Here is a 21,376-nt window from a genome sequence, read left to right on the forward strand (position 1 = left end):
CGAACCGCGCCGCTCCGGCCGGAGCCGGATCAGAAAGGCATCCCCGGCATGCCGCCGAGGCCCTGCGCGAGCGGCCCCAGCTTCTGCTGCTGGAGTTCCTGCGCGGCGTTGTTGGCATCGCGGACGGCCGCGAGAACCAGATCCGCGAGGGTCTCCGTGTCATCAGGATCCACGGCCTTCGGGTCGATGACCAGGCCCTGGAGCTCACCGGCTCCGGTGACCGTGGCCTTGACGAGCCCGCCGCCCGCGGAACCCTCGACAGGGGTCTCGGCCAGCTCCTGCTGGGCCGCGGCGAGGTCCTGCTGCATCTTCTGGGCCTGCTGAAGCAGCTGCTGCATATCGGGCTGCTGACCACCGGGAATCACGGCTTGCTCCTGGCACTCGACGACGTTTGTTCCAGTAGCCCGAGCCTACGTGCTCACCGGGCCCCGCGCCCTACGCCGTACGAAGACGCCTGGTGCGGGGGCCGGTACGGGAGCCGGGGCGCCGGTGCGGGGGTCGGACCGCCGGTGCGGAGTGCGGGGCCGGGGCGCCGGCAGGTGCCGGAGCCGGTCCCCCGAGCCGGTCCCCGCCGGGTCCGGGGCGGGCCCGTGCCGGGTGGCGGAGTCGGGCGGCCGGTGGGTGGAGTCCCCGCCGGGCAGCCTCCCGGGGCCCGGCGGGCGGGGCACGCCGAGCCACGCGAGGCGCTGCTCGTGGCCCCACCCGTGGCGCTACTCGTGGCTGAATTCCTCGACCACGGTCGCGCCGAGCTCGCGGACGATCAGGTCGTGGCCGCTGAGCGCCGACTCGTCGAGGTCCGGGTCGTCCGCCTCCGGGAGGTCGTCCTCCAGGGAGACCGGCGGACGCTCCGGGGCCCCGTAGGCACCCGCCTCGGGGCGTGGCCGCGGCTCCGGTGCCGCCGGGGGCGGGGCGACCTCCGGCGCGGGCGCCGCCGGGCGGACGGGCTGCTGGGGGGCCGGCGCCGGGGCGGCCGGGCGCGGTGCCCCGCCGCCGCCGAAGCCGGGACCGGGCCCCTGACCCGGGCCCGCGGAGCCGCCGCCCTGGGAACCGCCGCCACCGGACGGATCGACGATCGCCTCGACCCGCCACTGCAAGCCGAGCGACTCGCTCAGCGCCTGCCGCAGCACGTCCTCACTGCCACCGCTGACGAAGCTGTCCCTGGCGCCCGCGTTGGAGAAGGCGAGCTGGAGCGTGGTGCCGTCGAAGCCCGCGACCTGGGCGTTCTGGCTCAGCAGGATCCAGGTGAAGCGGCGCCGGTTCTTGACCGCCTCGAGAATGTCCGGCCACATCTGACGGACCTGGACGGCGCCCTGCGCCGCCGACGGCGCCACGGAGCCACCCGACGGCACGGGAGCACTCGACGGCGCGGGGCCGCTCGCCGCCGGAGCCTGGGCCGGGCCTCCGCCCTGCCCAGGCGTACCCGCCGTGGGCCAGCCACCGGGCCTGCGCCCCGCCCCGCCGGCCCCGCCGGTCGCGTCGGACGAGGCGGCGGTCGGCCAGGCGCCCGGGCGCTGCTGCGCCGCCGCACCCTCACCGGGCCGGTCCGCGGCGCCCTGCGGAGCACCGGCGCCCGCGCCGGACGGTCCGCCCGTGGGCCAGGCCCCGGGGCGCGGTCCTGCGGCGTCGCCCTGGGCCGGGGGCGCCTCGGGCGGGGCGCCGACGTCCGCGCCGGGCGCCGCTCCCGCGCCCCCGGCGCCGGGCCATGCCCCCGGGCGCTGCCCGCCCGTGCTCTCGCCCTCGGAACCCTCCGGAGCCGCGGGCCGGCCGCCGCCCGCCGCGGGGCCCTTGCCGGGCAGCGCCGCACGGGCTGCCGCCGGGCCTGCTGGACCCGCGGGTGCCGCAGGTGCCGCAGGTGCCGACTCGCCGGCCGGTGCGCCTTCCGGTGCTCCATGGGCCTGGGGCCCCGGCACGTATCCCATCGCGGGACCGGCGCCCGCTCCGGCCACCGCCCCGCCCGCGGCGACGCCGCGCTCCAGCCGCTCCAGCCGGGCCTGCACCGAACGCTCGTCGTCGAAGGCCGCGGGCAGCAGCAGACGCGCGCAGATCAGCTCGAGCTGCAGCCGCGGCGACGTGGCACCGCGCATCTCGGTGAGGCCCTCGTTGACCAGGTCGGCCGCCCGGCTGAGCTCGGCCGGGCCGAAGACGGAGGCCTGGGCCTGCATCCGCTCCACGACATCGGCCGGGGCGTCGATCAGGCCCTTCTCCGCGGCATCCGGAACCGCCGCGAGAATCACCAGGTCACGCAGGCGCTCCAGCAGGTCGGCGACGAAGCGCCGGGGGTCGTTGCCGCCCTCGATGACCCGGTCCACCACCTCGAACGCGGCACTGCCGTCGCCCGCGGCGAACGCGTCCACCACGCTGTCCAGCAGCGAACCGTCGGTGTAGCCGAGGAGGGCGGTGGCCATGGCATACGTCACACCCTCCTCACCCGCACCGGCGAGGAGCTGGTCCATCACGGACATCGAGTCCCGGACGGAACCCGCGCCCGCGCGCACGACCAGCGGGAGCACGCCGTCGTCCACCGGGATCCGCTCCCGCCCGCACACCTCGCCGAGGTAGTCGCGCAGGGTGCCGGGCGGCACGAGCCGGAACGGGTAGTGGTGGGTCCGCGAACGGATCGTGCCGATGACCTTCTCCGGCTCGGTCGTCGCGAAGATGAACTTCAGGTGCTCCGGCGGCTCCTCGACCACCTTCAGCAGGGCGTTGAACCCCGCCGAGGTGACCATGTGCGCCTCATCGATGATGTAGATCTTGTACCGGCTCGACGCCGGTCCGAAGAAGGCCTTCTCGCGCAGCTCCCGGGCGTCGTCCACACCACCGTGGGACGCGGCGTCGATCTCGATGACGTCGATCGAACCCGGCCCGTTCCGCGCCAGGTCCTGGCAGGACTGGCACTCACCGCAGGGCGTCGGGGTGGGCCCCTGCACGCAGTTCAGACAGCGGGCGAGGATGCGGGCGCTGGTCGTCTTGCCGCAGCCGCGCGGACCACTGAAGAGATACGCGTGGTTGACCCGGTTGTTCCGCAGCGCCTGCTGCAGCGGATCGGTGACATGCTCCTGCCCAATGACCTCGGCGAAGGACTCGGGGCGGTAACGGCGGTAGAGCGCGAGGGACGACACGCATACGACGATATCGGCCCGCACCGACAACGAGCCGCCCCCGCCGACCACGGGTGGCCGGCCCCGGCCCACCACGCCCGGCCGGACACTCCCGGACTCCGCCGGAGGCAGGGGGCGAGGGGCGGCGAAGCGGACACATTCGGAACGGAATCGGAATGGAGCCGGCGAAGCAAACGCCCCCGGAGCGGAGCCGCGCCCGCCGGAACGACGGCCAGGGCGCTCACGGAAGAAGATCGGGTCCCGGCGGTACGACAGCCCGGCGATCGCGGGACGAGACCTCAGTGATCACGGAACGAGACCTCGGCGATCGAGGACGAGAGTCCGGTGACCGCGGAACGTCGGCCGGGGGCCTCGCGGAACGACGGCCGGAGTGCGCGCGGGAGCAACCGCCGGAGCAGCCGGGACACGGAACACCTCGGGGGCGGAGCCCGGGCAGCAAAGGGCCCCCCACGCACCCACTAGAGCTCACTTACCCTTGCTGCCTTCCGGCCCTGGGGGAGTTCGGTGAGATAGCGCCGCGTGGGGGGCTGCGCCCCACCCTAGCGGATCGGAACGGGTGGGAACGAGTTCGCGAGCACTCCTCCGCGTCTTGTATTGTTTGCCGCGGAGGATTCGCCTAGAGGCCTAGGGCGCACGCTTGGAAAGCGTGTTGGGGGCAACCCCTCACGAGTTCGAATCTCGTATCCTCCGCCTGATGGAAGGCCCCGACCGGTCACGGTCGGGGCCTTCGTCGTTGATCCGCCCGCCGTGGGCCCGCGGCACTGCCCGGGGCGCGTCGCCGCCCTATTGCGGCCCCCGAGGGCCGTCGGCCGGGGAGATGCGCGCGCCGGAAGCACGCCCGGGATCCGCTCACGATCGCACCGGATCGCAACATCCGGGACACGGAGGCCCGTTGTGGCGAGCGTCACAGAAAGGCGGGAGTGCCCGGCCGGCCGAAAATCTCGCACCGGCATCGTGCGGACAGATCAACTCCCCCACGGAGGACCTGCGAACCGGCACTCGCCCGACGTGGACGCAACTGCCGAAGACAGTCACCGCGGCCTCGGTCGGCGAAGCCCTGGGTGGGCCGCCACAGGCGCACAGGCCGCCTCACGTCGGACGGTCCGGCCCGCCGGGCGGCACACGCCTGTCCGTAAGAAGAGCAGCCACCCGCCTGCACGGCGAATGCACCGGCAGGAGTGAACGCGACGGCGGCGGCTCGACGCTCGACCTCGCCCGCACAGCGCGCCGAGGACGCCCTATGCCCCTTCCTCCTTCGGCCGAGCCCCCGGATGCATGGCGGCGGATATACTTGATACATCTGTCGATATACAGGAGGTCCCGATGAGCCGGACTGTGATCGACCTGGACGACGCGTTGCTGTCCGAAGTCGCCCGGGCTCTCGGCACGAGCACCAAGAAGGACACGGTCAACAGCGCCCTGCGGGAGGTGCTGGACACCCGGAGGCGGGCACTGGCTCTGGCACGTCTGCGCAGCGCCGCGACGGAGGGCGCCTTCGACCTGGACCTGCTCGAGGACAAGGGGAACTACCGTCGGTGAGCTCGGCACAATTTCTCATCGACACCAGTGCCCTCGCGCGGTTCCTGCGCGGCGACGCGGAGCAGTACGGCTGGGATCAGGCCGCGGCGGCCGGGCTCATCGCGACCTGCCCGATCACTGAGCTCGAATTCTTCTACAGCGCCCGCTCCGCGGAGGACCGCTCTCGTGGAGTCGAGGATCTGCACCTCGTCTTCGGGTGGGTGCCCGTGGACGCCCGGGCGTACGACCGGGCGTGGCAGGTACAGGAAGCCCTGACCGAACGCGGACGGCACCGCAGTGCCGGAGCCGTCGATCTCGTGGTGGCCGCCACCGCCGAACTGCAGGGACTCACCCTCCTCCACCGCGACCACGACTTCGAACAGATCGCCGCTGTGACCGGACAGCCCCTTCAGTGGTACGGGCCGGACGCCGGCAAGTGAGGCCCCTGGGCCGTCCGGCCTCGTGCAGAGCCGGCCGGAACCGCCGCCGGGGTCCACGGAGGCCTCCGTCGCCCCGGTCACATATTCCGTACCCGCGGCGCACTCCCTGTGGGATGTTCCCGCCGTGTCAGACATCGAGATCACCGCGCTCGACGAGCGCCCGTCGCTGATCGGTCGGGTCTACGAGATCACCGAGAGCCGGCCGGCGTTCATACCGCAGGACCAGGTCGCCGGTGCCCTGCTCCACCGGGTTCCCGAGGACTTCCCGCAGTACTGCGTCGTGGCGACGGACGGCGACCGCGTGGTGGCGCGTGGCCTCAGCGTGCCGTTCAGCACCGCGCTCGCGGGCCGCGAGGACATGCCGGACCAGGGGTGGGACCGCGTCCTGGGGTGGGCGTTCACCGACCGGCGCCACGGGAACTCCCCGACGACGGCGAGCGCGCTCGAAATCACGGTGGACACCGGCTATCTCGGCCGCGGGCTGTCCTCCCGCATGCTGACCGCGATGCGGACCGCGGTCGATCGGCAGGGCCATGACGTGCTGCTGGCACCGGTCCGTCCGACGGCCAAGCACCTGCAACCGCGCGTCCCCATGGCGGAGTACATCCGCCGACAGCGCAACGACGGTCTGCCGAGCGACCCTTGGCTGCGGGTTCACGTCCGGGCCGGGGGCACCATCGAGAAGGTCGCTCCGGCGTCGATGACGGTCAGCGGTTCCCTGGCCCAGTGGCGGGCGTGGACGGGCCTGCCCTTCGATCGCGACGGCACCGTCGAGGTGCCGGGCGCCCTGGCCACGGTGCACTGCGACACCGCGCAGGACCACGCGGTCTACACCGAACCCGACGTGTGAGTCCGCCACGGCGGCCGTCCCCGGGCCGGCTGAGGCCGCGGCGCTGAAGATCGGTCTTCGCCCATCGCCTGCATCGGCAAGGGGTATGTTCCGATGCCGGGGCGATGGAGCAGGGGGGAAGCGCCGTGGCAGAGATACTCGCCGTTGTCATCGGGGCCGGGGCGAGCCTGCTGGGGGTCGGCCTGGGCTCGTGGTTCACGGGACGCCGACAGGACCGTCTGTGGGTGCGGGAGCAGAAACTCAGGGCCGCCGTCGACTTCACCACCGCGGGAAGCCAACTTTTCGAGCAGTTGCGTGGTCGACGCGAAGGCGACGACGGGCCTGGCATCAACGAGTTGGCGCTGCGTCTCCAGGACGGCCGTTCCGCTCTCCACCTCCTGTGCGCGGCCGGCACCGTCGAGCTCACCGACCGCCTCGCCCGCCGGGTGTTCCACACCCGGCCGACCATGAGTGCCGAGGAGCACGCCGAGACGGTCGAGCTCCTGCGCCGGCTCACCCATGAGCTGCGGCGCGAACTCGGGGCCTGACGCCGCCGCCGGTTCCGAGCCGGACCGACTGATCCGGCCGCATGGCTCGGCCGCGCGGCTTCGGACCTCGGGACACCGACGACCCGCCCATCTGCCGACAGGCCGGCCGGCTCACGGAGGGTTCGCAGACGCTTGAGCACGACGGCCTGCGGCAACGCAGCCGGAGGCCCGGACCGCACGTACAGTCCGGGCCCCGGCCCTCTGCGTTTCCGTCCCCGTCCGGCGCCGCCGCGGAGTGCCGCAGCCGGCACGCCGCGGCGGGGTGCCGCAGCGGGCTTCTGTCACCGGTTCCGCGCAGGTGGCAGCAGCCCGCACCGCCGGCGCCTCGCGGGCCCGGCAGCAGGCCGCCGACCGCCGGGGAGCTGCCCGCAGCCGCCTGCCGGACCGGACGCCCCGGCGAGGCGCGATGCGGTCAACAGGCCTCGGAGACGGGTGGGTTGACGGGAAGGTGCTGTCAGGGTCGGCTGTCAGGGCTGGGGCGGCCGGTCCTGCCCCTGGTCCCCGCCGAGCTGGTCCTTGAGCTTGTCCTGACCGGTGTCGACCTGGCGACGGTGCTTGCCCTGCGTCCGGTCGTCGGCCATGTCGCCCGCTTTGTCGACGCCCTTGCTCGCCTGGTCCTCGTGCCCCTTCAGCATGTTCTTGAGCTTGTCCATCATGGACATGTTCGTCCTCCTCGCCGCTACGCCCCACCCCACCGGCCCCCTCCCCTCCAGGGTCACCGCATGCCGCGCGGTTCGCATCCGCGTGTGCCGATCATGCGGTCCGACCTGCGACGAGAGGACAGGGACGCCGCCCGGCCGGTCGCCCCCGGCTCGCTCGCGGCTCACTCACCGGGCCACAGATGCCGGGGCGGGCCACCGCCGTCGAAACTCCGGTGCGGACGGCCGCGGCGTCTGCCAGCCTCGCCGGATGTCCCGTTGCGCATCCCGCCGGCCGTCCCGGTTCGAAGATCTCCTCGCTGAAGGCGCGGCCGGCCCCACGGAGGGCTGGGACTTCTCCTGGTTCACCGGTCGCGCGACCGAGCAGCGCCCGTCCTGGGGCTATGCGCGGCTGCTCGCGGACCGGGCGGCGACGGCCGAGGCGGCGCTGGACATCCAGACCGGCGGCGGCGAGGTCCTGGCCTCGCTCCCGGTCGCCCCGCCGGTGGTGGCCGCGACGGAGTCGTGGCCACCGAACGTGGACATCGCCCGGCGCAATCTGGCCCGGTTCGGCGCGACGGTCGCGGAGGTGGACGACAGGGCCGGCCTTCCGTTCCCGTCGGACCGCTTCGACCTGGTCGTCAGCCGGCATCCGGTGGTGACCCGCTGGGACGAGATCCGCCGGGTCCTGCGGCCGGACGGCACCTACCTGTCCCAGCAGGTGGGCTCCGGGTCGGTGCGCGAGCTGACCGAGTTCATGATGGGGCCGCAGCTGGCTTCGGCCCACTCCTCACCCGGTCCGCTCGCGACCACCGCCGGCGCCACCCCGATCGCGGCGGCAAGCACCGCGGAGGCGGCGGGGCTGCGGGTCGTCGACCTGCGCCAGGAGGCCCTGCGGATGGAGTTCCACGACATCGCCGCCGTGGTCCACTTCCTCCGCAAGGTGATCTGGATCGTCCCCGGCTTCACGGTCGACGCCTATCGCGAGCGTCTGGCGGAGCTCCACGGCTTCATGGAGCGCCACGGCCCGTTCGTGGCCCACTCACAGCGCTTCCTCATCGAAGCGCGGAAGAGCTGACGCGGCGGAGTGGTGATGACGGCCCGGCCCGCGAGGCCGTCCGGAGCGGGCCCCCCGCCGTACAGGGGAAAGACCACGCAGCGTGGTGGTGGCGGCGGCTCGCCTCTCCCGGAACCCCGCCCACCGTCTGATACGAAGTGTCCCACTTGACGCCTCTTCAGCGCCGTGCCTGAACACCTCTCGCCCCACACATGGCGACCGGGCAGCATCGCCGCGTTCCACCCCCGCGCCACGACGGCGCTCGACGTGACAGCCGAGGGAGACCATGGGTCGGACACTCACTCGCCGGGCGGCGGTGTCGGCGGTTCTCGCCGGGGTCATCGCCCTCGCCTCGGCGACGCTGTCACCGGCCGGCGCCGGTACGCGGGCCGGGGCCACGCCGCCGCCCGCCACCGCGGCTACGGGGCCCGCCGCGTCGCCGGCCGGAACCGCAACCACAACGGGACCCACAACCGGAACCGCCACCACAACCGGAACCACCCCCGGGGACGACGCCACCGCACCGGCTCCGCGGCCGCCCCGCCTGCCGCGTGACTTCCGCGGGAGGGGGAAGTGGATCGTCCGGGATCTGGGCATCACGGTCCCGTTCACCTGGGAGGGGCGGGACGGCGACAGCCAGATGGTCGCGGGAGGACCGCAGTACCCGATCTGGTTCACCAACCTGATCCACCGCGGCACGCTCTACACGCTGACCTACAAGTGGCCCGGCCTGACCGAGCATCCGTGCTCCCGGATCCCGGGCTTCGATCTGGACACGCTGAACCGGAAGCTCGGCACCGCGCGGTTCGTCGGGCGGGAGATCCTCCAGGGGAATCCGAGCCGGTACGTGAACCACTGGCGGGTCGGTGTCGTCGTGCCGCAGCTGCCCCCGGGGAAGTTCCTGCGGTTCCCGCTGGCGCTCGGCGACATCTACGTCGATCAGCGCGATCGCGGCACGTTCTGGCAAGTGCTGCAGTTCGGCATCCAGAATCTGTACGACCCCGAGCTGGACGAGTGGCTCGTGATGGACACCTTCGAGCACCGGCCCGGCAGGGTCACGCTGCCCGCACGGTGCTCGTCTCCGGGGTGACCCGGAGGGACGGAACCCCCGCTCCCCGGAAGGGCGTCGGCGGGCGCCCGGGAGCCGCGGCCCCGGACCGCCCGCCGTCGCGGCCGGACGTCAGCCGGAGTACTGCTGACGGTGCCGGTACCAGGTGTACGCGGTGAGACCCGCGGTGACCCACATCATGCCGCCGGCGTGGCCCACGGACTCCACGTACTGCTCGTAGCCGGCGGTGCGCAGCTGGCTCGCCAGGGCCACCAGCGCGGTGCCGAGCGCCGCGAGCGAGGTGCACAGGGCCGCGAAGGGGGGCTGTGCGATGTCGGGCTGTGTCATGTGTCTCCTTCGAACAGTGGGGGGCCGGCCGTCAGTCAACTTGCCTGTCCAGTAGCGAACTTACCTCTCACTTCGGCGCAGCGCGGAAGCATTTGCCCGCCGACGGGCCGGGGCGCGGCACCGGCGGCATCAAATAGGCATCTTAGATGCAACTTTGATACCGTCAGGGCGTGCGGCTGACTAAGTTCACCGACCTGGCGCTCCGTGCCGTGATGCGCCTGGCGGTCTCCGAGCAGGGCGGATCTCTGACCACGCGGGAGGTGGCGGAGGCCATGGACGTCCCCTACGCCCACATGGCGAAGGCGATCACACGGCTGCAGCACCTCGACGTCCTGGAGGCCCGACGAGGCCGCGGCGGCGGCCTCGAACTGACCGGCACCGGCCGGCGGGCCTCGGTCGGCTGGCTGGTGCGCGAGCTGGAGGGGGAGGGCGAGGTCGTCGCCTGCGAGGGCGATCCGCCGTGCCCGCTGCGCGGGGCGTGCCGGCTCCGCCGGGCGCTGCGCGACGCCCAGGAGGCGTTCTACGCCACGCTCGACCCCCTGACGGTGACCGATCTGGTGGCTTCGCCCACCGGCCCCGTACTGGTCTCACTCTCCGGCCCCCCACCGCAGTGACCGGCCCGGGAGCCTGAGCGCCCCGCCCACCACCACCGCCCCGGTTCGCAATCCGGCCGCGAACTCCCAGCACCTCAGTCCACGCCCCCAGGGGCCGACACCCATCCATCAAAATACGAAGATCATTAACCAATTAGGAGTCGCCGTGCTCTCCGAGCAGTCCGTCCCGGTCGTCCGCGCCACGCTGCCCGCCGTCGGCGCCGCCCTCGGCGAGATCACCGAGCTGTTCTACCGGAAGCTGTTCACCGCCCGCCCCGAGCTGCTGCGCGACCTGTTCAACCGGGGCAACCAGGCCAACGGCGAGCAGCGGAAGGCGCTGGCGGGCTCCATCGCCGCCTTCGCCGGGATGCTGCTGGACAGCCCCGGATCCGGGCCGGACGCGATGATCGGCAGAATCGCGCACCGGCACGCGGCCCTCGGCGTCACCCCCGACCAGTACAAGATCGTCCACGAGCACCTCTTCGCGGCGATAGCCGAGACGCTCGGCGACGCCGTCACCCCCGAGGTGGCCGCCGCGTGGGACGAGGTCTACTGGCTGATGGCCGACACACTGATCGCCGCCGAGTCCCGCCTCTACCGGCAGGCGGGCGTCGCCGACGGCGAGGTCTGGCACCGGATGGAGATCGCGGAGCGGCACCGGGAGACCCCCGACGTGATCTCGCTCGTGCTGCGGCGCGCCGACGGACGCCCCGCCGGCTCCTTCCGCCCGGGCCAGTACGTCAGCGTCCGGTCCCATCTCCCGGACGGCGCACGGCAGATCCGGCAGTACAGCCTCTCCGCGGCGCCCGGCGGTGACCGGTGGCGCATCAGCGTCAAACGCGTCCGGGGCGGAACGGGACCGGAGGGCGAGGTCTCGTCCTGGCTGCACGCCCACGCCCGGGTGGGGGACGTGCTCACGGTGTCGGAACCGTTCGGGGATCTGACGCTGCCGGAGGGCGACGGTCCGCTGCTGCTGGCGTCCGCGGGCATCGGCAGCACACCGATGCTGGCCATGCTCGGCCATCTCGTCGCCACCGGCTCCCGCCGCCCGCTGACGGTGGTGCACGCCGACCGCTCCCCGGCCGGCCACGCGCACCGGGACGAACAGCGGCGGCTGGTCGCGTCCCACCCGGACGCCCGGCTGCACCTCTGGTACGAGGAGCCCGGCGACCCGGCCGCCGGCGCCGCGACGGGCCTCGCCGACCTCGGCACGCTCGACCTCCCGGACGGGCTCACCGCCTGCCTGTGCGGCCCGCCGCCGTTCCTGCGCGCGCTCCGCGGCCAGTTGCTGCGCCGCGGCGTACCGGCGCACGCGATCCACTACGAGATCTTCGGTCCGGACTCCTGGCTCGGCGAGGGGTGAGGACCGCCGCCGTCCGTCGTCCGGCATGACCCCCGTCACCGCCGTCCGTCGTCCGGACCGACCCTCGTCACCGCCGTCCGTCGTCCGGCACGACCCCCGTCACCGCCGTCCGTCGTCCGGCACGGCCCCCGTCACGGCCGGCCGGTCCCTCCACGGCCGTGAAGCGCCCCCTGTGCGGCCCCCGCGGCCCCTGTCCGGAGTAGCCCCGGAGAGTGGTTCCAAGATTTTCTCCGCGCGGTGTCGAGAACCGGTCCCCGGCCCCGACGTCCCCTGTGAGAGTTGCCCACCGGGGGCGACGCCGCATCCGAGGGAGCAGGAGCCATGAAGTATCTGGTGATGGTGCAGGGCACCCAGGCCGACTACGAGGCGATGGCCGGCAAGGCCTCCGAGCACAGCCCGGCCTGGAGCGAGAAGGAGATCCAGGCGATGTTCGCCCACATGGAGGCGATCAACAACGACCTCGCGGAGACCGGCGAGATGGTCGACGCGCAGGGCCTGGCGGAGCCCGCCGGCACCCGTCTGGTGAGCGCGGGTGCGGACGGCCGCCCGGTGATCACGGACGGCCCGTACGGCGAGACCAAGGAACTGCTCGCCGGGTACTGGGTCCTGGACTGCGAGAGCCTGGAGCGGGTCACCGAGATCGCGGCACGCGTCGCGCAGTGCCCGGTCCCCGAGGGTGCCCCCGACTACCCGGTGGTCATCCGGCCCATCCAGGAAAACTGCTGAGCCGGACGGCCGCCCCTCCAGGACGCTTGCCGAGGCCGTCCATGAGACGTACGAGCGAGGTCGAGGACCTGCTGCGCCGCCACGCGCCGCAGGTCCTCGGCGCGCTGGTACGCCGGTACGGCAACTTCGACCAGGCCGAGGACTCGGTGCAGGAGGCGCTGCTCGCCGCCGCGCAGCAGTGGCCGGCGAAGGGCGTGCCGGAGAACCCGCGCGGCTGGCTGATCAGGGTGGCCTCCAGGCGCCTCGTGGACCAGCTGCGCAGCGACGAGGCCCGGCGCCGACGCGAGGAGACGGCCGCGGCGCTCACCCCGCGGGACGCCTTCACGGCGCCCCCGCCCGGCGCCGGCCGCGCCCCGTCGGAGGACGACACCCTCACCCTGTTCTTCCTCTGCTGCCATCCCGATCTCACCCCCGCCGCCCAGATCGCCCTCACCCTCCGGGCGGTGGGCGGCCTGACCACGGCGGAGATCGCCCGCGCGCACCTGGTGCCGGAGGCGACGATGGCGCAGCGCATCAGCCGGGCCAAGCAGCGGATCCGGGGGGTGCCGTTCCGGCAGCCGGGCCCCGAGGACCGGGACCGGCGGCTCGCCGCGGTGCTCCAGGTCCTCTACTTGATCTACAACGAGGGCTACACCGCGACATCGGGGAGCCGGCTGCACCGCGCCGATCTCGCCGGTGAGGCGATCCGGCTGGCCCGGGCCATGCGCCGGCTGCTGCCCCGGGAGGGCCCGGTGAGCGGGCTGCTGGCGCTGATACTGCTCACCGAGGCCCGCAGCGCCGCGCGTTCCGGCCCGCACGGCGAACTGATCCCGCTCGACGAACAGGACCGCACCCGCTGGGACCGGCGGGCGATCGCCGAGGGCACCGCGCTGGTGGAGGAGGCCCTGTCCCAGGGCCCGGCGGGCGCGTACCAGGTGCAGGCGGCCATCGCGGCGCTGCACGACGAGGCGGAGCGCGCCGAGGACACCGACTGGCCGCAGATCCTCGCCCTGTACGACGTCCTGGTGCGGCTGGCCCCCGAGCCCATGGCCGAACTGGGCAGAGCCGTCGCGGTCGCCATGGTGCACGGCCCCCGGGCGGGACTCACCGAGGTCGGCCGGCTGGAGGACCGGCTGGCGGGCCACCACCGGCTCGAAGCGGTACGCGGCCACCTGCTGGAGAAGGCGGGCGACCGTGAGGAGGCGCGGGACGCCTTCGCCCTGGCGGCGCGGCGCACGCTCAGCGTCCCGGAGCGGCGCTACCTCCAGATGCGGGCCGCCCGGCTGCTGCCCCCGGACGGCCCCTGACCCGCCGCCGAGCACCCGGTGGCGCATACACCCCCCGCCGCCCGCACCCGTCCGCGCGGCGCAACCGGTTCGAGCACGGGGCGGACCGAGCACGGGGCGGGTCGCACACCGGGCGGATCGAATGCCGGGAGCCGACCGCCCGCCCGTCCGACAGCCCCACCGCACCCGCACGACCCACCCCCGCAACGGACACCGGAGCCCCTCGCAACGCCCGGGAATCCGGCCGCGACACCCCCGGGGAAACCGCCGCCGGAACCACCCCCGCCAGGGCCGTCCCGGGGGCCCAACAAGGCGGAATGCCTCATTCCGCTCTGCTTTCGGTGCCGTCTTGCAACCGTTCGCCACCTTTGCACTCTGCGCCATGGCTGCGCCCGGAGCGTCGGGACCGGTAGGCTTTCCGTGTGATCTTCAAGCGCATCGGAAACGGGCGGCCGTACCCCGACCACGGCCGGGACAGCACCCGCCAGTGGGCGGATGTCGCCCCACGCCCGGTACGCCTCGACCAGCTCGTCACCACCAAGGGCCAGCTCGACCTCGAGACCCTCCTCGCCGAGGACTCGACGTTCTACGGCGACCTCTTCGCCCATGTCGTGAAGTGGCAGGGCGATCTCTACCTGGAGGACGGGCTGCACCGCGCGGTACGGGCCGCGCTCCAGCAGCGCCAGGTGCTGCACGCCCGCGTCCTCGAACTGGGCTGACCGGCCCCGGACACCCGGCGCGGCCAGGCACATTGACCCTTTTGGGTTGGGCTGGGCGCCACACATTGATCATCTAGTAGGCAGAGCCGACTGTCGGGGCTACGCTGCGCCCATGAGCATGCTGACTCCCCCCGGCATGGGCGGAAAGTACCGCATCACGGGGGGCCGGTACCCGCGGATGCGCCGGCCCCGCAACCGCCGCCGCATCGTGCTCGCCGTGATCGGGGCGGCGGCCTCCGTCGGGCTGGTCGGCTGGGGGACGTTGCAGCTCATCGACGTGTTCACCGGGGGCACCACCACCCGCGCGGCGGGCAGTACGGCCTGCCGGCCGGCCGCCGTGGCGACCCCGTCGGCCGAGCCCGTGCCGGAGCCCGGCGAGATCACCGTGAACGTCTACAACGCCACCAAGCGCAGCGGTCTGGCCAAGAAGACCGCGGACGAGCTGAAGAAGCGCGGCTTCAAGGTCGGCAAGGTGGGCAACGCCCCGGCCGCCTACGACAAGAAGGTCAAGGGCGCCGGGATACTGCTGGGCGCGCCGAACGGCGCCGAGTCCCGGCTGAAGGTGCTGGGCACGCAGCTCGGCGGGGCCTCGTCCCGGTCGGACGACCGCACCGGCGAGGACGTGGATCTGATCCTCGGCGACGAGTTCACCGCCCTGGAGAAGAAGAAGGACGCCGACCGGGCGCTGGTCGATCTGACCAGCCCCTCGCCCGCGCCCTCCGCCTCCCGCGACAAGAAGTGCTGACCGGGCGGGCCGCAGGGCCCGCCCCGACAGTGACCTGACCGGCCGTGACCTGACCGGCCGTGACCTAACCGGCCGTGCCGTACATCCGGTCGCCCGCGTCACCGAGGCCCGGGACGATGTAGCCGTGCTCGTTGAGCCGCTCGTCGACCGCGGCCGTGACCACGGTGACCGGCGTCCCGGCGAGCTCGCGCTCCATCAGCTCCACGCCCTCCGGCGCGGCCAGCAGGCAGATCGCCGTGACGTCGTCCGCGCCGCGGGAGATCAGCTCCTGGATCGCGGCGACCAGGGTGCCGCCGGTGGCCAGCATCGGGTCGAGGACGTAGACCTGGCGGCCGGAGAGGTCCTCGGGCATCCGGGTGGCGTAGGTGGACGCCTGGAGCGTCTCCTCGTCCCGGATCATGCCCAGGAATCCCACCTCGGCGGTCGGCAGCAGCCGCACCATGCCGTCGAGCATGCCGAGCCCCGCACGGAGGATCGGCACCACCAGCGGACGCGGGTGCGACAGCCGCACCCCGGTCGTGGCGGTGACGGGGGTCTCGAGGTCCACCCGGTCGGTGCGCACATCGCGGGTCGCCTCGTAGGCGAGCAGGGTGACCAGCTCGTCGGCGAGCCGCCGGAAGGTGGGGGAATCGGTGCGCCGGTCGCGCAGCGTGGTGAGTTTGTGCGCCACCAGCGGGTGGTCGACGACGTGGGTCCGCATGGCAACGACACTAACCGAGCCCTGGCGCCCGCCGCGCCGGGGCCGGGGCTCCGGGGCCGTCCGGGGGCTTCCGATGGCGTCAAACCGGCTTTCGGGGGGAAGGTGGGCAGATAAGCCCCGGCCACCGGCACAGGGGCGAACCCCAGCACCGTCATGCCGGACGGTGCCCCAGCCCGGGGAGGTGTGCACATGCCGGACCGGAGCCAGCCGAGGGGCACGCCCGCGCCGGAGAACGACACGGACCGGCGGCGGCGACGCGCCCAGTTCCTGCGCGAACTGAACGAGGCCAAGGAACTGCGCGAGCGGGTCCAGCCCCGCCGCGCCCGGGCGGCCCGGATGCGCCAGCAGATGCGGATGCGCACCTTCCGCTGGTAGGTCCGCGGCGGGACCGAAATGCGGTCCGATTGCAGGACTGGTGCACGACGCACAGCGGAAGACCTCTCGCGGAGGCGTTCTTTCTGCCACGATTCCGAGTGGGCGGGCCCAGAGGAGAAGCACTGTTCCCGTCGGACCCGGTACACGCCTATGACCAGTGGGAGAGTCACGGTGTACTTCGCCGCACTGCTCGCGCGCACCGAAGACGGGTGGGAAGCGAGCGACACAGAGCTCGACGATGTGGAAACCCTGGCCGATCTCGCGGATCTGGCCCGTGAGGCATCGGTCGACGACGACACGGTACTGGCCTTCATCGAGCAGGAGGACGCGTGGTTCGGCGTCGTCCGGGTGGACGGCGAGGAGGATCCGCGCATCTACATCTCGGACGCGGCCGCCGCCGCCCGCAGCTCCTACGGGGAGATCCTGCTCACCGACGAACTGCTCGGCCGCGACCCCGAGGAGGACCTGGACCGGCTGGTCGACCTCGACGGCACCGAGGACGGGGAGCCGGAGGGGAGCGAGGCCGGGGAGGACCCGGAGGAGGTCGTTCCGCCCGGTCCGATCGGTGACTCCCGGATCCTCGACGACCTGGGCATGACCGAACGGCAGCTGAGGACCCTGGACGGCGACGCCCTGGGCATCATCGCCGAGGCGCTGGGCTGCATGGACGTTCTGGAGGCCGTCCGCTGAGGGGCCCTTGCGCCCTGAGCGGCCCGGGCGGGCACGGTGCACGGACCCCTGCGCCGCGGGCCGGCCGACCGGCACCGTCCCCTGACCGACACGGGCCCTGACCGACAGCCCCCTGACCGGCACTGCCTCCTGACCGACAGCCCCCTGACCGACACTGCCTCCTGACCGACAGCCCCCTGACCGACACTGTCCCCATGGACACCTCCGCCTCCCCGCACCCCGACCCCCTGCGCGACCCGTGGCACGCGCCGATGCGCCTGGCGCTTCAGGAGGCCGTACGCGCCCCGGGCAGGGGGGACGTGCCGGTCGGCGCCGTCGTGCTGGGCCCGGACGGCACGGTGCTGGGGCGCGGCCACAACGAGCGGGAGGCCACCGGTGACCCCACGGCCCACGCGGAGGTCCTCGCGCTCCGGGAGGCCGCCGGGGCCGTCGGCGCGTGGCGGCTGGCGGGCTGCACGCTCGTGGTGACGCTGGAGCCCTGCACGATGTGCGCGGGCGCGATCGTGCTGTCCCGGGTCGACCGGGTGGTCTACGGGGCGGCCGACGAGAAGGCGGGCGCCGTGGGCTCGCTGTGGGACGTCGTCCGGGACCGCCGGCTCAACCACCGGCCCGAGGTCGTCGAGGGTGTGCTGACCGAGGAGTGCGCCGGTCTCCTCACCCGATTCTTCCGCGGAACCGATACCGATTTCGGATCCCGGCCCCCCGTCCGCTAGGCTCTCTCTCGGTAGCGTGTCCGAGCGGCCTAAGGAGCACGCCTCGAAAGCGTGTGAGGGGGCAACTCCTCCGTGGGTTCAAATCCCACCGCTACCGCTTCGACGAAGGGGCGGTCCCATCAGGGACCGCCCCTTCGTGATCTTCCGTCCCCGTTTCCGTCTCAGTGGGCTCTCAAGAGCGCTCCCGCGAGGCCGTCGCCGTCTTCGGGGCCGCTCATCCGACTGCCGGATGAGCAGGGTGAAGCCGCGGTCGCTCGTCATCCGGGCAGATCAGCTCAGGGCTCCCCACACCTGACCACCGTTCGTCACGTCGACCGACCGCTTCCGGTGGGCGGTGGCCCCGCTGGGGGCATGGTGAGTGGCGACATCTCCTGACGAGGGATCAAGAAGGACGAGGTTCGCCCCTGTCCACACAGCGGACAGGGCATCGGGCAAGTCACTGCCCTCCGCAAGACCGGGGAACGGGCCGATGTCGCGGCAGGTTCTCTCATTCAGGTCCACCACGGAGAGCGTGGGCCGCTCTCTCTCGGCGCCGGTGACCGTTGCATACCAGCGGCCCGTGGAGTCGATGGCGCCCGACCCCGAAGGCTCGCCGGTGTCGCACTTCGGAAAAACCTGACGCTTCTTCGATTCCGTATCGTAAATGGTGTTTCGCGATTCCGTTTCCCGTGAGGTGCATGCCTCGGCAGTACAGTGGTCGACGCTCATGATGATCCGGTGTCCGGCAGCCGCGTGGATCGTGCCCGACTCGGCAACGGTGCGTTCCGGTTGGCCACGCTCGCCGAGCAACACCACGGCGGTTCGGCCACTGGCGCCGTTGCCCTCGCTCGGGATGTCGTCGGTGATCCGATGTGCCGCGATTCCGGCGGCCGTCTCTGCGACAGGCTCGATTCCGCATCCCAGGGTGATGGTGCGCTTCGCAGGACGGCCCACGATGTCGTGATCGGCAATGCGTACGCGCGCACGGGCGCTCTCGGGTAATTCCTCCCGATCGCATGCAGTGTCGTCCTCCGGTTCGGTCACGGTCCAGATGCGTCCATCGGTGGTGGCCGGGAACCAGTCGACGGCGGGGCCGAGCGCAGTCGCCTTCTCGACCGCGTCAAGAGAAACGACCACGGCAGCGCCGTCACGAATTCCGACCACCTCCCCGGATGGCATCTGGCGGGGGGTGGTCAGCGTGAAGACGTCCAGGTCCTCGCCACCCTTGGGATAGGTGCCCACCGTCCTCGGCCTGGAATCGACGGTGTCGAGCTCTACGACCTGGCCGCCGAGGTTCAGCACGATGTGCTGAGCGGGTTCCTCCGCAGTGTCGGAGCTGCAGCCGGTCGCGAGCAGACAGGCAGCGATGATCGCGGCGCCGGCCGTTGAGCGCGGTGTCATGGTCTTCCCCTCGCGGTGATGTCCGGTCTTGGATGATGCGGGCCGGCGCACGTTCCCGGGGTGCTGTGCCACCGGCCCGCGAGCCGACGGCTACGGCTTAGGCTTACACGTGCGCGGACCCCTGATGGTGCATTCACTGAAGTGCGGGGCCACAGTGATGCCCTTCAAGGTGCCCATGTCCCCGAGATACCGAGCGTTGCAGTTCGCCGTGTCCTGCCACTTCTCTATGGCAAATGCCCGGCGCTGAATCTTTGGGGTGGTGTAGCCCGAGTGCTTGCCAGGCACGTTCATCCAGTTCGTGACCTTGGTGCCCTTCTCATACTTCTTGATCACGTCGTACGAGGTCTTGGCTTCCACCTGCCCAATGCCCCAGTTCACGGAGCCACCCAGCTCCGCGCCGTACTTGGTTTCCTTGGTGGTCGTGGAGGACCTCTCGTAGGTGAGGCGGCTGGGCGGTGCGGGTGATGTCGCCGATCCGGCTGGAGCTGGGGGTGACATGCTGCAGGGCTCGTCGGCATTGCTTGAGCTCGGCTGTGGCGCGTTTTCGCAGAGAGCTCGGATACTCGGATCAGGCTGTTCGTGGTGCACGTGTCCACGTGCAGAGCCTGCTCGGAGCGTCCATTCGGCCCACGGACGGGGACAAGAATCCCGATGCCGGTGCAGCCCTCGTCGGCCTGGGTGGGCAGGCCGTCAGCTGCCGCCTTGCAGGCGGGCACGGCGTGGACCAGGGCTGCAGTGATGCCGGACGTGGAGCCGAGCTCGACGTCGGAGAACACACCCGGCAGGGCCTTCTCGCGTTCCGATCCCGGACGCCGGCGGTGCCCCGGACACCGTCCTCCGGACACGGACATCCGCGCGTCCCCACCGAACCCCGCACCGGCGCCGCGCGGGGTCGGGCGGGGTCGCTCCGGGGCAGGTCGACCGCACTCCACCGGGTCCCCTGTTCGGCGGTATCTGTGGATAGACTCACGCGACCGCGCAGGGGACGGGCGGTGGCACACGGCGGCAAGGGAGGCGGCACGGCAATGGCGCAGACGAAGAAGATCGCCCAGTACGTGCTCATCGTCTTCGTGCTGTACACGATCATCACCTCCCCGGACCGGGCGGCCGACCTGGTCCAGATAGGCTTCGAGGGCATCTCCAGCGCCGCGCAGGGCGTCGGCGAATTCATGACCCAGCTGGTCAACTGACCGCCGGGCGCCGTTCCCCCCAGGAGTCCCCGATGATCCGCCACCTGGTCCTCTTCAAGCTCAACGACGGCGTGCAGCGCGACGAGGAGCGCGTCGCCGCGGGTGTCCGGGCCTTCCGGGAACTCGGCGACCTCATCCCCGAGCTGGAGTTCTGGGAGTGCGCCTGGAACATCTCGGACCGGCCGATCGCCTACGACTTCGCGATCAACTCCGCGGTCGCCGACCGGGACGCCCTGCAGCGCTATCTGGAGCACCCGGCGCACCAGGCGGGCGTGGCGCAGTGGCGCGCCTTCGCCACCTGGGTGATCGCCGACTACGAGTTCTGATCCGTAACCGACGCAAGGCCCCTCGCCGCACAGGCGGGGGGCCTTGTTGTATGCCCGCAGAACACCCCAACTTGCCGTCAACACGGCTTTATACGGTGCTTGCACACAGTGCACATGTCTTGTGATGCTATGACCGCTTTTGCCGGAGGTTGACCTGAGAACCGAGAAGGGGTGGCATGACCGCGTCGGCCCGTACCGCGTCCGAAGCGACGCCACCCCAGGGCGAGGGCGCCGGGAAGAGCCGGGAGAGCCGCGGCGCGGACACCAGGGCGCTGACCCAGGTGCTCTTCAAGGAGCTCTCCGCCCTCGAACCCGGCACACCGGAGCACACGCGCGTGCGTGCGGCGCTCATCGAGGCGAATCTGCCGCTGGTGCGCTACGCCGCGGCCCGCTTCCGGAGCCGGAACGAGCCGATGGAGGACGTCGTCCAGGTCGGCACGATCGGGCTCATCAACGCCATCGACCGGTTCGACCCGGAGCGCGGCGTGCAGTTCCCGACCTTCGCGATGCCGACCGTCGTGGGCGAGATCAAGCGCTACTTCCGGGACAACGTGCGGACCGTCCACGTGCCGCGCCGGCTGCACGAGCTCTGGGTCCAGGTGAACGGCGCCACCGAGGACCTGACGGTGCAGCACGGCCGGTCGCCGACCACCGCGGAGATCGCGGAGCGACTGAAGATCGCCGAGGAGGACGTGCTGGCCTGCATCGAGGCCGGCCGGTCGTACCACGCGACCTCACTGGAGGCGGCCCAGGAGGGCGACGGACTGCCCGGCCTCCTCGACCGGCTGGGCTACGAGGACCCCGCGCTGGCCGGGGTGGAGCACCGGGACCTCGTCCGGCACCTGCTCGTACAGCTGCCCGAGCGGGAGCAGCGGATCCTGCTGCTCCGCTACTACAGCAATCTGACGCAGTCCCAGATCAGCGCGGAGCTGGGGGTCTCTCAGATGCATGTGTCCCGCCTGCTGTCCCGCAGCTTCGCCCGGCTGAGATCCGCAAATCGGATCGAAACGTAGCCGGAACGAGCGACCGATTCCAGCGCAGATATG

The 21,376-nt window shown here is 72.2% G+C and carries 25 protein-coding genes, 2 tRNA genes and 1 other RNA gene; 20 read left to right on the forward strand and 8 right to left on the reverse strand.

The features are described from left to right. Positions 1-29: 29 nt before the first annotated feature. From AC3EQ1_RS00145 to ffs, 3 genes are all read right to left on the reverse strand, one after another. Positions 30-338, reverse strand: coding sequence for a YbaB/EbfC family nucleoid-associated protein (locus AC3EQ1_RS00145; protein WP_388857450.1), 309 nt, complete (start codon positions 336-338; stop codon positions 30-32). 372 nt (positions 339-710) lie between these two features. After that, entirely contained in the window at positions 711-3,119 is a 2,409-nt protein-coding gene (locus AC3EQ1_RS00150) for a DNA polymerase III subunit gamma and tau (protein WP_432092161.1), read from the reverse strand. Positions 3,120-3,554: 435 nt separating this feature from the next. Beyond that, an RNA gene (gene ffs / locus AC3EQ1_RS00155) (signal recognition particle sRNA small type) lies at positions 3,555-3,651 on the reverse strand. 73 nt (positions 3,652-3,724) lie between these two features. Here ffs and AC3EQ1_RS00160 point away from each other — a divergent pair. The 5 genes from AC3EQ1_RS00160 (at position 3,725) to AC3EQ1_RS00180 (ending at position 6,454) form a co-directional block, all read left to right on the forward strand. Continuing rightward, positions 3,725-3,809 (forward strand) — tRNA-Ser (locus AC3EQ1_RS00160). A gap of 633 nt (positions 3,810-4,442) precedes the next feature. Further along, positions 4,443-4,658, forward strand: coding sequence for a type II toxin-antitoxin system VapB family antitoxin (locus tag AC3EQ1_RS00165; RefSeq protein WP_432092162.1), 216 nt, complete (start codon positions 4,443-4,445; stop codon positions 4,656-4,658). Beyond that, positions 4,655-5,077 carry a PIN domain nuclease gene (locus AC3EQ1_RS00170; protein ID WP_432092163.1) on the forward strand — a complete coding sequence of 141 codons (423 nt, stop codon included), beginning with the start codon at positions 4,655-4,657 and terminating at the stop codon, positions 5,075-5,077. The genes AC3EQ1_RS00165 and AC3EQ1_RS00170 overlap by 4 nt, the downstream gene beginning before the upstream one ends. A gap of 124 nt (positions 5,078-5,201) precedes the next feature. After that, positions 5,202-5,927: an N-acetyltransferase gene (locus AC3EQ1_RS00175; RefSeq protein ID WP_432092164.1), complete on the forward strand. Its 726-nt coding sequence runs from the start codon at positions 5,202-5,204 to the stop codon at positions 5,925-5,927. A gap of 125 nt (positions 5,928-6,052) precedes the next feature. Then, positions 6,053-6,454 (forward strand): hypothetical protein, encoded by a 402-nt coding sequence (locus AC3EQ1_RS00180; protein WP_432092165.1) that lies wholly within the window; start codon positions 6,053-6,055, stop codon positions 6,452-6,454. A gap of 467 nt (positions 6,455-6,921) precedes the next feature. Here AC3EQ1_RS00180 and AC3EQ1_RS00185 read toward each other — a convergent pair whose 3' ends face one another. Then, positions 6,922-7,116, reverse strand: coding sequence for an antitoxin (locus AC3EQ1_RS00185; protein WP_432092166.1), 195 nt, complete (start codon positions 7,114-7,116; stop codon positions 6,922-6,924). A gap of 247 nt (positions 7,117-7,363) precedes the next feature. Here AC3EQ1_RS00185 and AC3EQ1_RS00190 point away from each other — a divergent pair, with 247 nt between their 5' ends. Both AC3EQ1_RS00190 and AC3EQ1_RS00195 read left to right on the forward strand, forming a co-directional pair. After that, complete coding sequence (locus tag AC3EQ1_RS00190; RefSeq protein ID WP_432092167.1) at positions 7,364-8,170, forward strand: class I SAM-dependent methyltransferase; 807 nt, start codon at positions 7,364-7,366, stop codon at positions 8,168-8,170. Positions 8,171-8,435: 265 nt separating this feature from the next. Beyond that, positions 8,436-9,239, forward strand: coding sequence for a hypothetical protein (locus AC3EQ1_RS00195; protein ID WP_432092168.1), 804 nt, complete (start codon positions 8,436-8,438; stop codon positions 9,237-9,239). Positions 9,240-9,329: 90 nt separating this feature from the next. Here AC3EQ1_RS00195 and AC3EQ1_RS00200 read toward each other — a convergent pair whose 3' ends face one another. Further along, positions 9,330-9,545, reverse strand: a complete 216-nt coding sequence (locus tag AC3EQ1_RS00200; RefSeq protein ID WP_432092169.1) for an SCO3870 family protein — start codon at positions 9,543-9,545, stop codon at positions 9,330-9,332. Positions 9,546-9,715: 170 nt separating this feature from the next. Between AC3EQ1_RS00200 and AC3EQ1_RS00205 the strand changes: the two genes are divergently transcribed. The 6 genes from AC3EQ1_RS00205 to AC3EQ1_RS00230 all read left to right on the forward strand — a co-directional run bounded on the left by AC3EQ1_RS00205 (position 9,716) and on the right by AC3EQ1_RS00230 (position 14,956). Next, on the forward strand, positions 9,716-10,159 hold the full coding sequence (locus AC3EQ1_RS00205) for an RrF2 family transcriptional regulator (RefSeq protein WP_432092170.1): 444 nt from the start codon (positions 9,716-9,718) through the stop codon (positions 10,157-10,159). Between the two features lie 145 nt (positions 10,160-10,304). Then, on the forward strand, positions 10,305-11,501 hold the full coding sequence (locus AC3EQ1_RS00210; protein WP_432092171.1) for a globin domain-containing protein: 1,197 nt from the start codon (positions 10,305-10,307) through the stop codon (positions 11,499-11,501). Between the two features lie 321 nt (positions 11,502-11,822). Further along, the gene (locus AC3EQ1_RS00215) at positions 11,823-12,227 is read left to right on the forward strand and encodes a YciI family protein (protein ID WP_432092172.1); all 405 of its coding nucleotides are present in this window, start codon (positions 11,823-11,825) and stop codon (positions 12,225-12,227) included. Between the two features lie 41 nt (positions 12,228-12,268). Continuing rightward, positions 12,269-13,513, forward strand: coding sequence for an RNA polymerase sigma factor (locus tag AC3EQ1_RS00220; RefSeq protein ID WP_432092173.1), 1,245 nt, complete (start codon positions 12,269-12,271; stop codon positions 13,511-13,513). A 401-nt stretch (positions 13,514-13,914) separates the two neighbouring features. Next, positions 13,915-14,211, forward strand: coding sequence for a type II toxin-antitoxin system VapB family antitoxin (locus AC3EQ1_RS00225; RefSeq protein WP_030543771.1), 297 nt, complete (start codon positions 13,915-13,917; stop codon positions 14,209-14,211). Between the two features lie 112 nt (positions 14,212-14,323). After that, positions 14,324-14,956, forward strand: a complete 633-nt coding sequence (locus tag AC3EQ1_RS00230) for a LytR C-terminal domain-containing protein (RefSeq protein ID WP_432092174.1) — start codon at positions 14,324-14,326, stop codon at positions 14,954-14,956. A 64-nt stretch (positions 14,957-15,020) separates the two neighbouring features. Here AC3EQ1_RS00230 and upp read toward each other — a convergent pair whose 3' ends face one another. Next, positions 15,021-15,656, reverse strand: coding sequence for a uracil phosphoribosyltransferase (upp, locus tag AC3EQ1_RS00235; protein WP_432092175.1), 636 nt, complete (start codon positions 15,654-15,656; stop codon positions 15,021-15,023). Between the two features lie 189 nt (positions 15,657-15,845). On the opposite strand from upp, the gene AC3EQ1_RS00240 reads away from it, so the two are divergent. From AC3EQ1_RS00240 to AC3EQ1_RS00255, 4 genes are all read left to right on the forward strand, one after another. Continuing rightward, positions 15,846-16,031, forward strand: a complete 186-nt coding sequence (locus AC3EQ1_RS00240; RefSeq protein ID WP_351514671.1) for a hypothetical protein — start codon at positions 15,846-15,848, stop codon at positions 16,029-16,031. A gap of 171 nt (positions 16,032-16,202) precedes the next feature. Then, positions 16,203-16,721 carry a tRNA adenosine deaminase-associated protein gene (locus AC3EQ1_RS00245; RefSeq protein ID WP_432092374.1) on the forward strand — a complete coding sequence of 173 codons (519 nt, stop codon included), beginning with the start codon at positions 16,203-16,205 and terminating at the stop codon, positions 16,719-16,721. A 194-nt stretch (positions 16,722-16,915) separates the two neighbouring features. Next, positions 16,916-17,434 carry a tRNA adenosine(34) deaminase TadA gene (tadA, locus tag AC3EQ1_RS00250; RefSeq protein WP_432092176.1) on the forward strand — a complete coding sequence of 173 codons (519 nt, stop codon included), beginning with the start codon at positions 16,916-16,918 and terminating at the stop codon, positions 17,432-17,434. A gap of 10 nt (positions 17,435-17,444) precedes the next feature. Beyond that, positions 17,445-17,531 (forward strand) — tRNA-Ser (locus AC3EQ1_RS00255). A gap of 173 nt (positions 17,532-17,704) precedes the next feature. On the opposite strand, the gene AC3EQ1_RS00260 is transcribed toward AC3EQ1_RS00255, so the two are convergent. Together AC3EQ1_RS00260 and AC3EQ1_RS00265 are read right to left on the reverse strand one after the other, a co-directional pair. Further along, on the reverse strand, positions 17,705-18,814 hold the full coding sequence (locus tag AC3EQ1_RS00260; RefSeq protein WP_432092177.1) for a hypothetical protein: 1,110 nt from the start codon (positions 18,812-18,814) through the stop codon (positions 17,705-17,707). Between the two features lie 90 nt (positions 18,815-18,904). After that, positions 18,905-19,192, reverse strand: a complete 288-nt coding sequence (locus AC3EQ1_RS00265; RefSeq protein ID WP_432092178.1) for a hypothetical protein — start codon at positions 19,190-19,192, stop codon at positions 18,905-18,907. Between the two features lie 647 nt (positions 19,193-19,839). Between AC3EQ1_RS00265 and AC3EQ1_RS00270 the strand changes: the two genes are divergently transcribed. The 3 genes from AC3EQ1_RS00270 (at position 19,840) to AC3EQ1_RS00280 (ending at position 21,343) form a co-directional block, all read left to right on the forward strand. Next, positions 19,840-20,004 carry a hypothetical protein gene (locus AC3EQ1_RS00270; RefSeq protein WP_351514637.1) on the forward strand — a complete coding sequence of 55 codons (165 nt, stop codon included), beginning with the start codon at positions 19,840-19,842 and terminating at the stop codon, positions 20,002-20,004. 32 nt (positions 20,005-20,036) lie between these two features. Continuing rightward, positions 20,037-20,330 (forward strand): Dabb family protein, encoded by a 294-nt coding sequence (locus tag AC3EQ1_RS00275; RefSeq protein WP_432092179.1) that lies wholly within the window; start codon positions 20,037-20,039, stop codon positions 20,328-20,330. A gap of 176 nt (positions 20,331-20,506) precedes the next feature. Continuing rightward, positions 20,507-21,343, forward strand: a complete 837-nt coding sequence (locus AC3EQ1_RS00280; RefSeq protein WP_351514633.1) for an RNA polymerase sigma factor SigF — start codon at positions 20,507-20,509, stop codon at positions 21,341-21,343. Positions 21,344-21,376: the final 33 nt, after the last annotated feature.

This window comes from Streptomyces sp. bgisy100 (assembly GCF_057709105.1).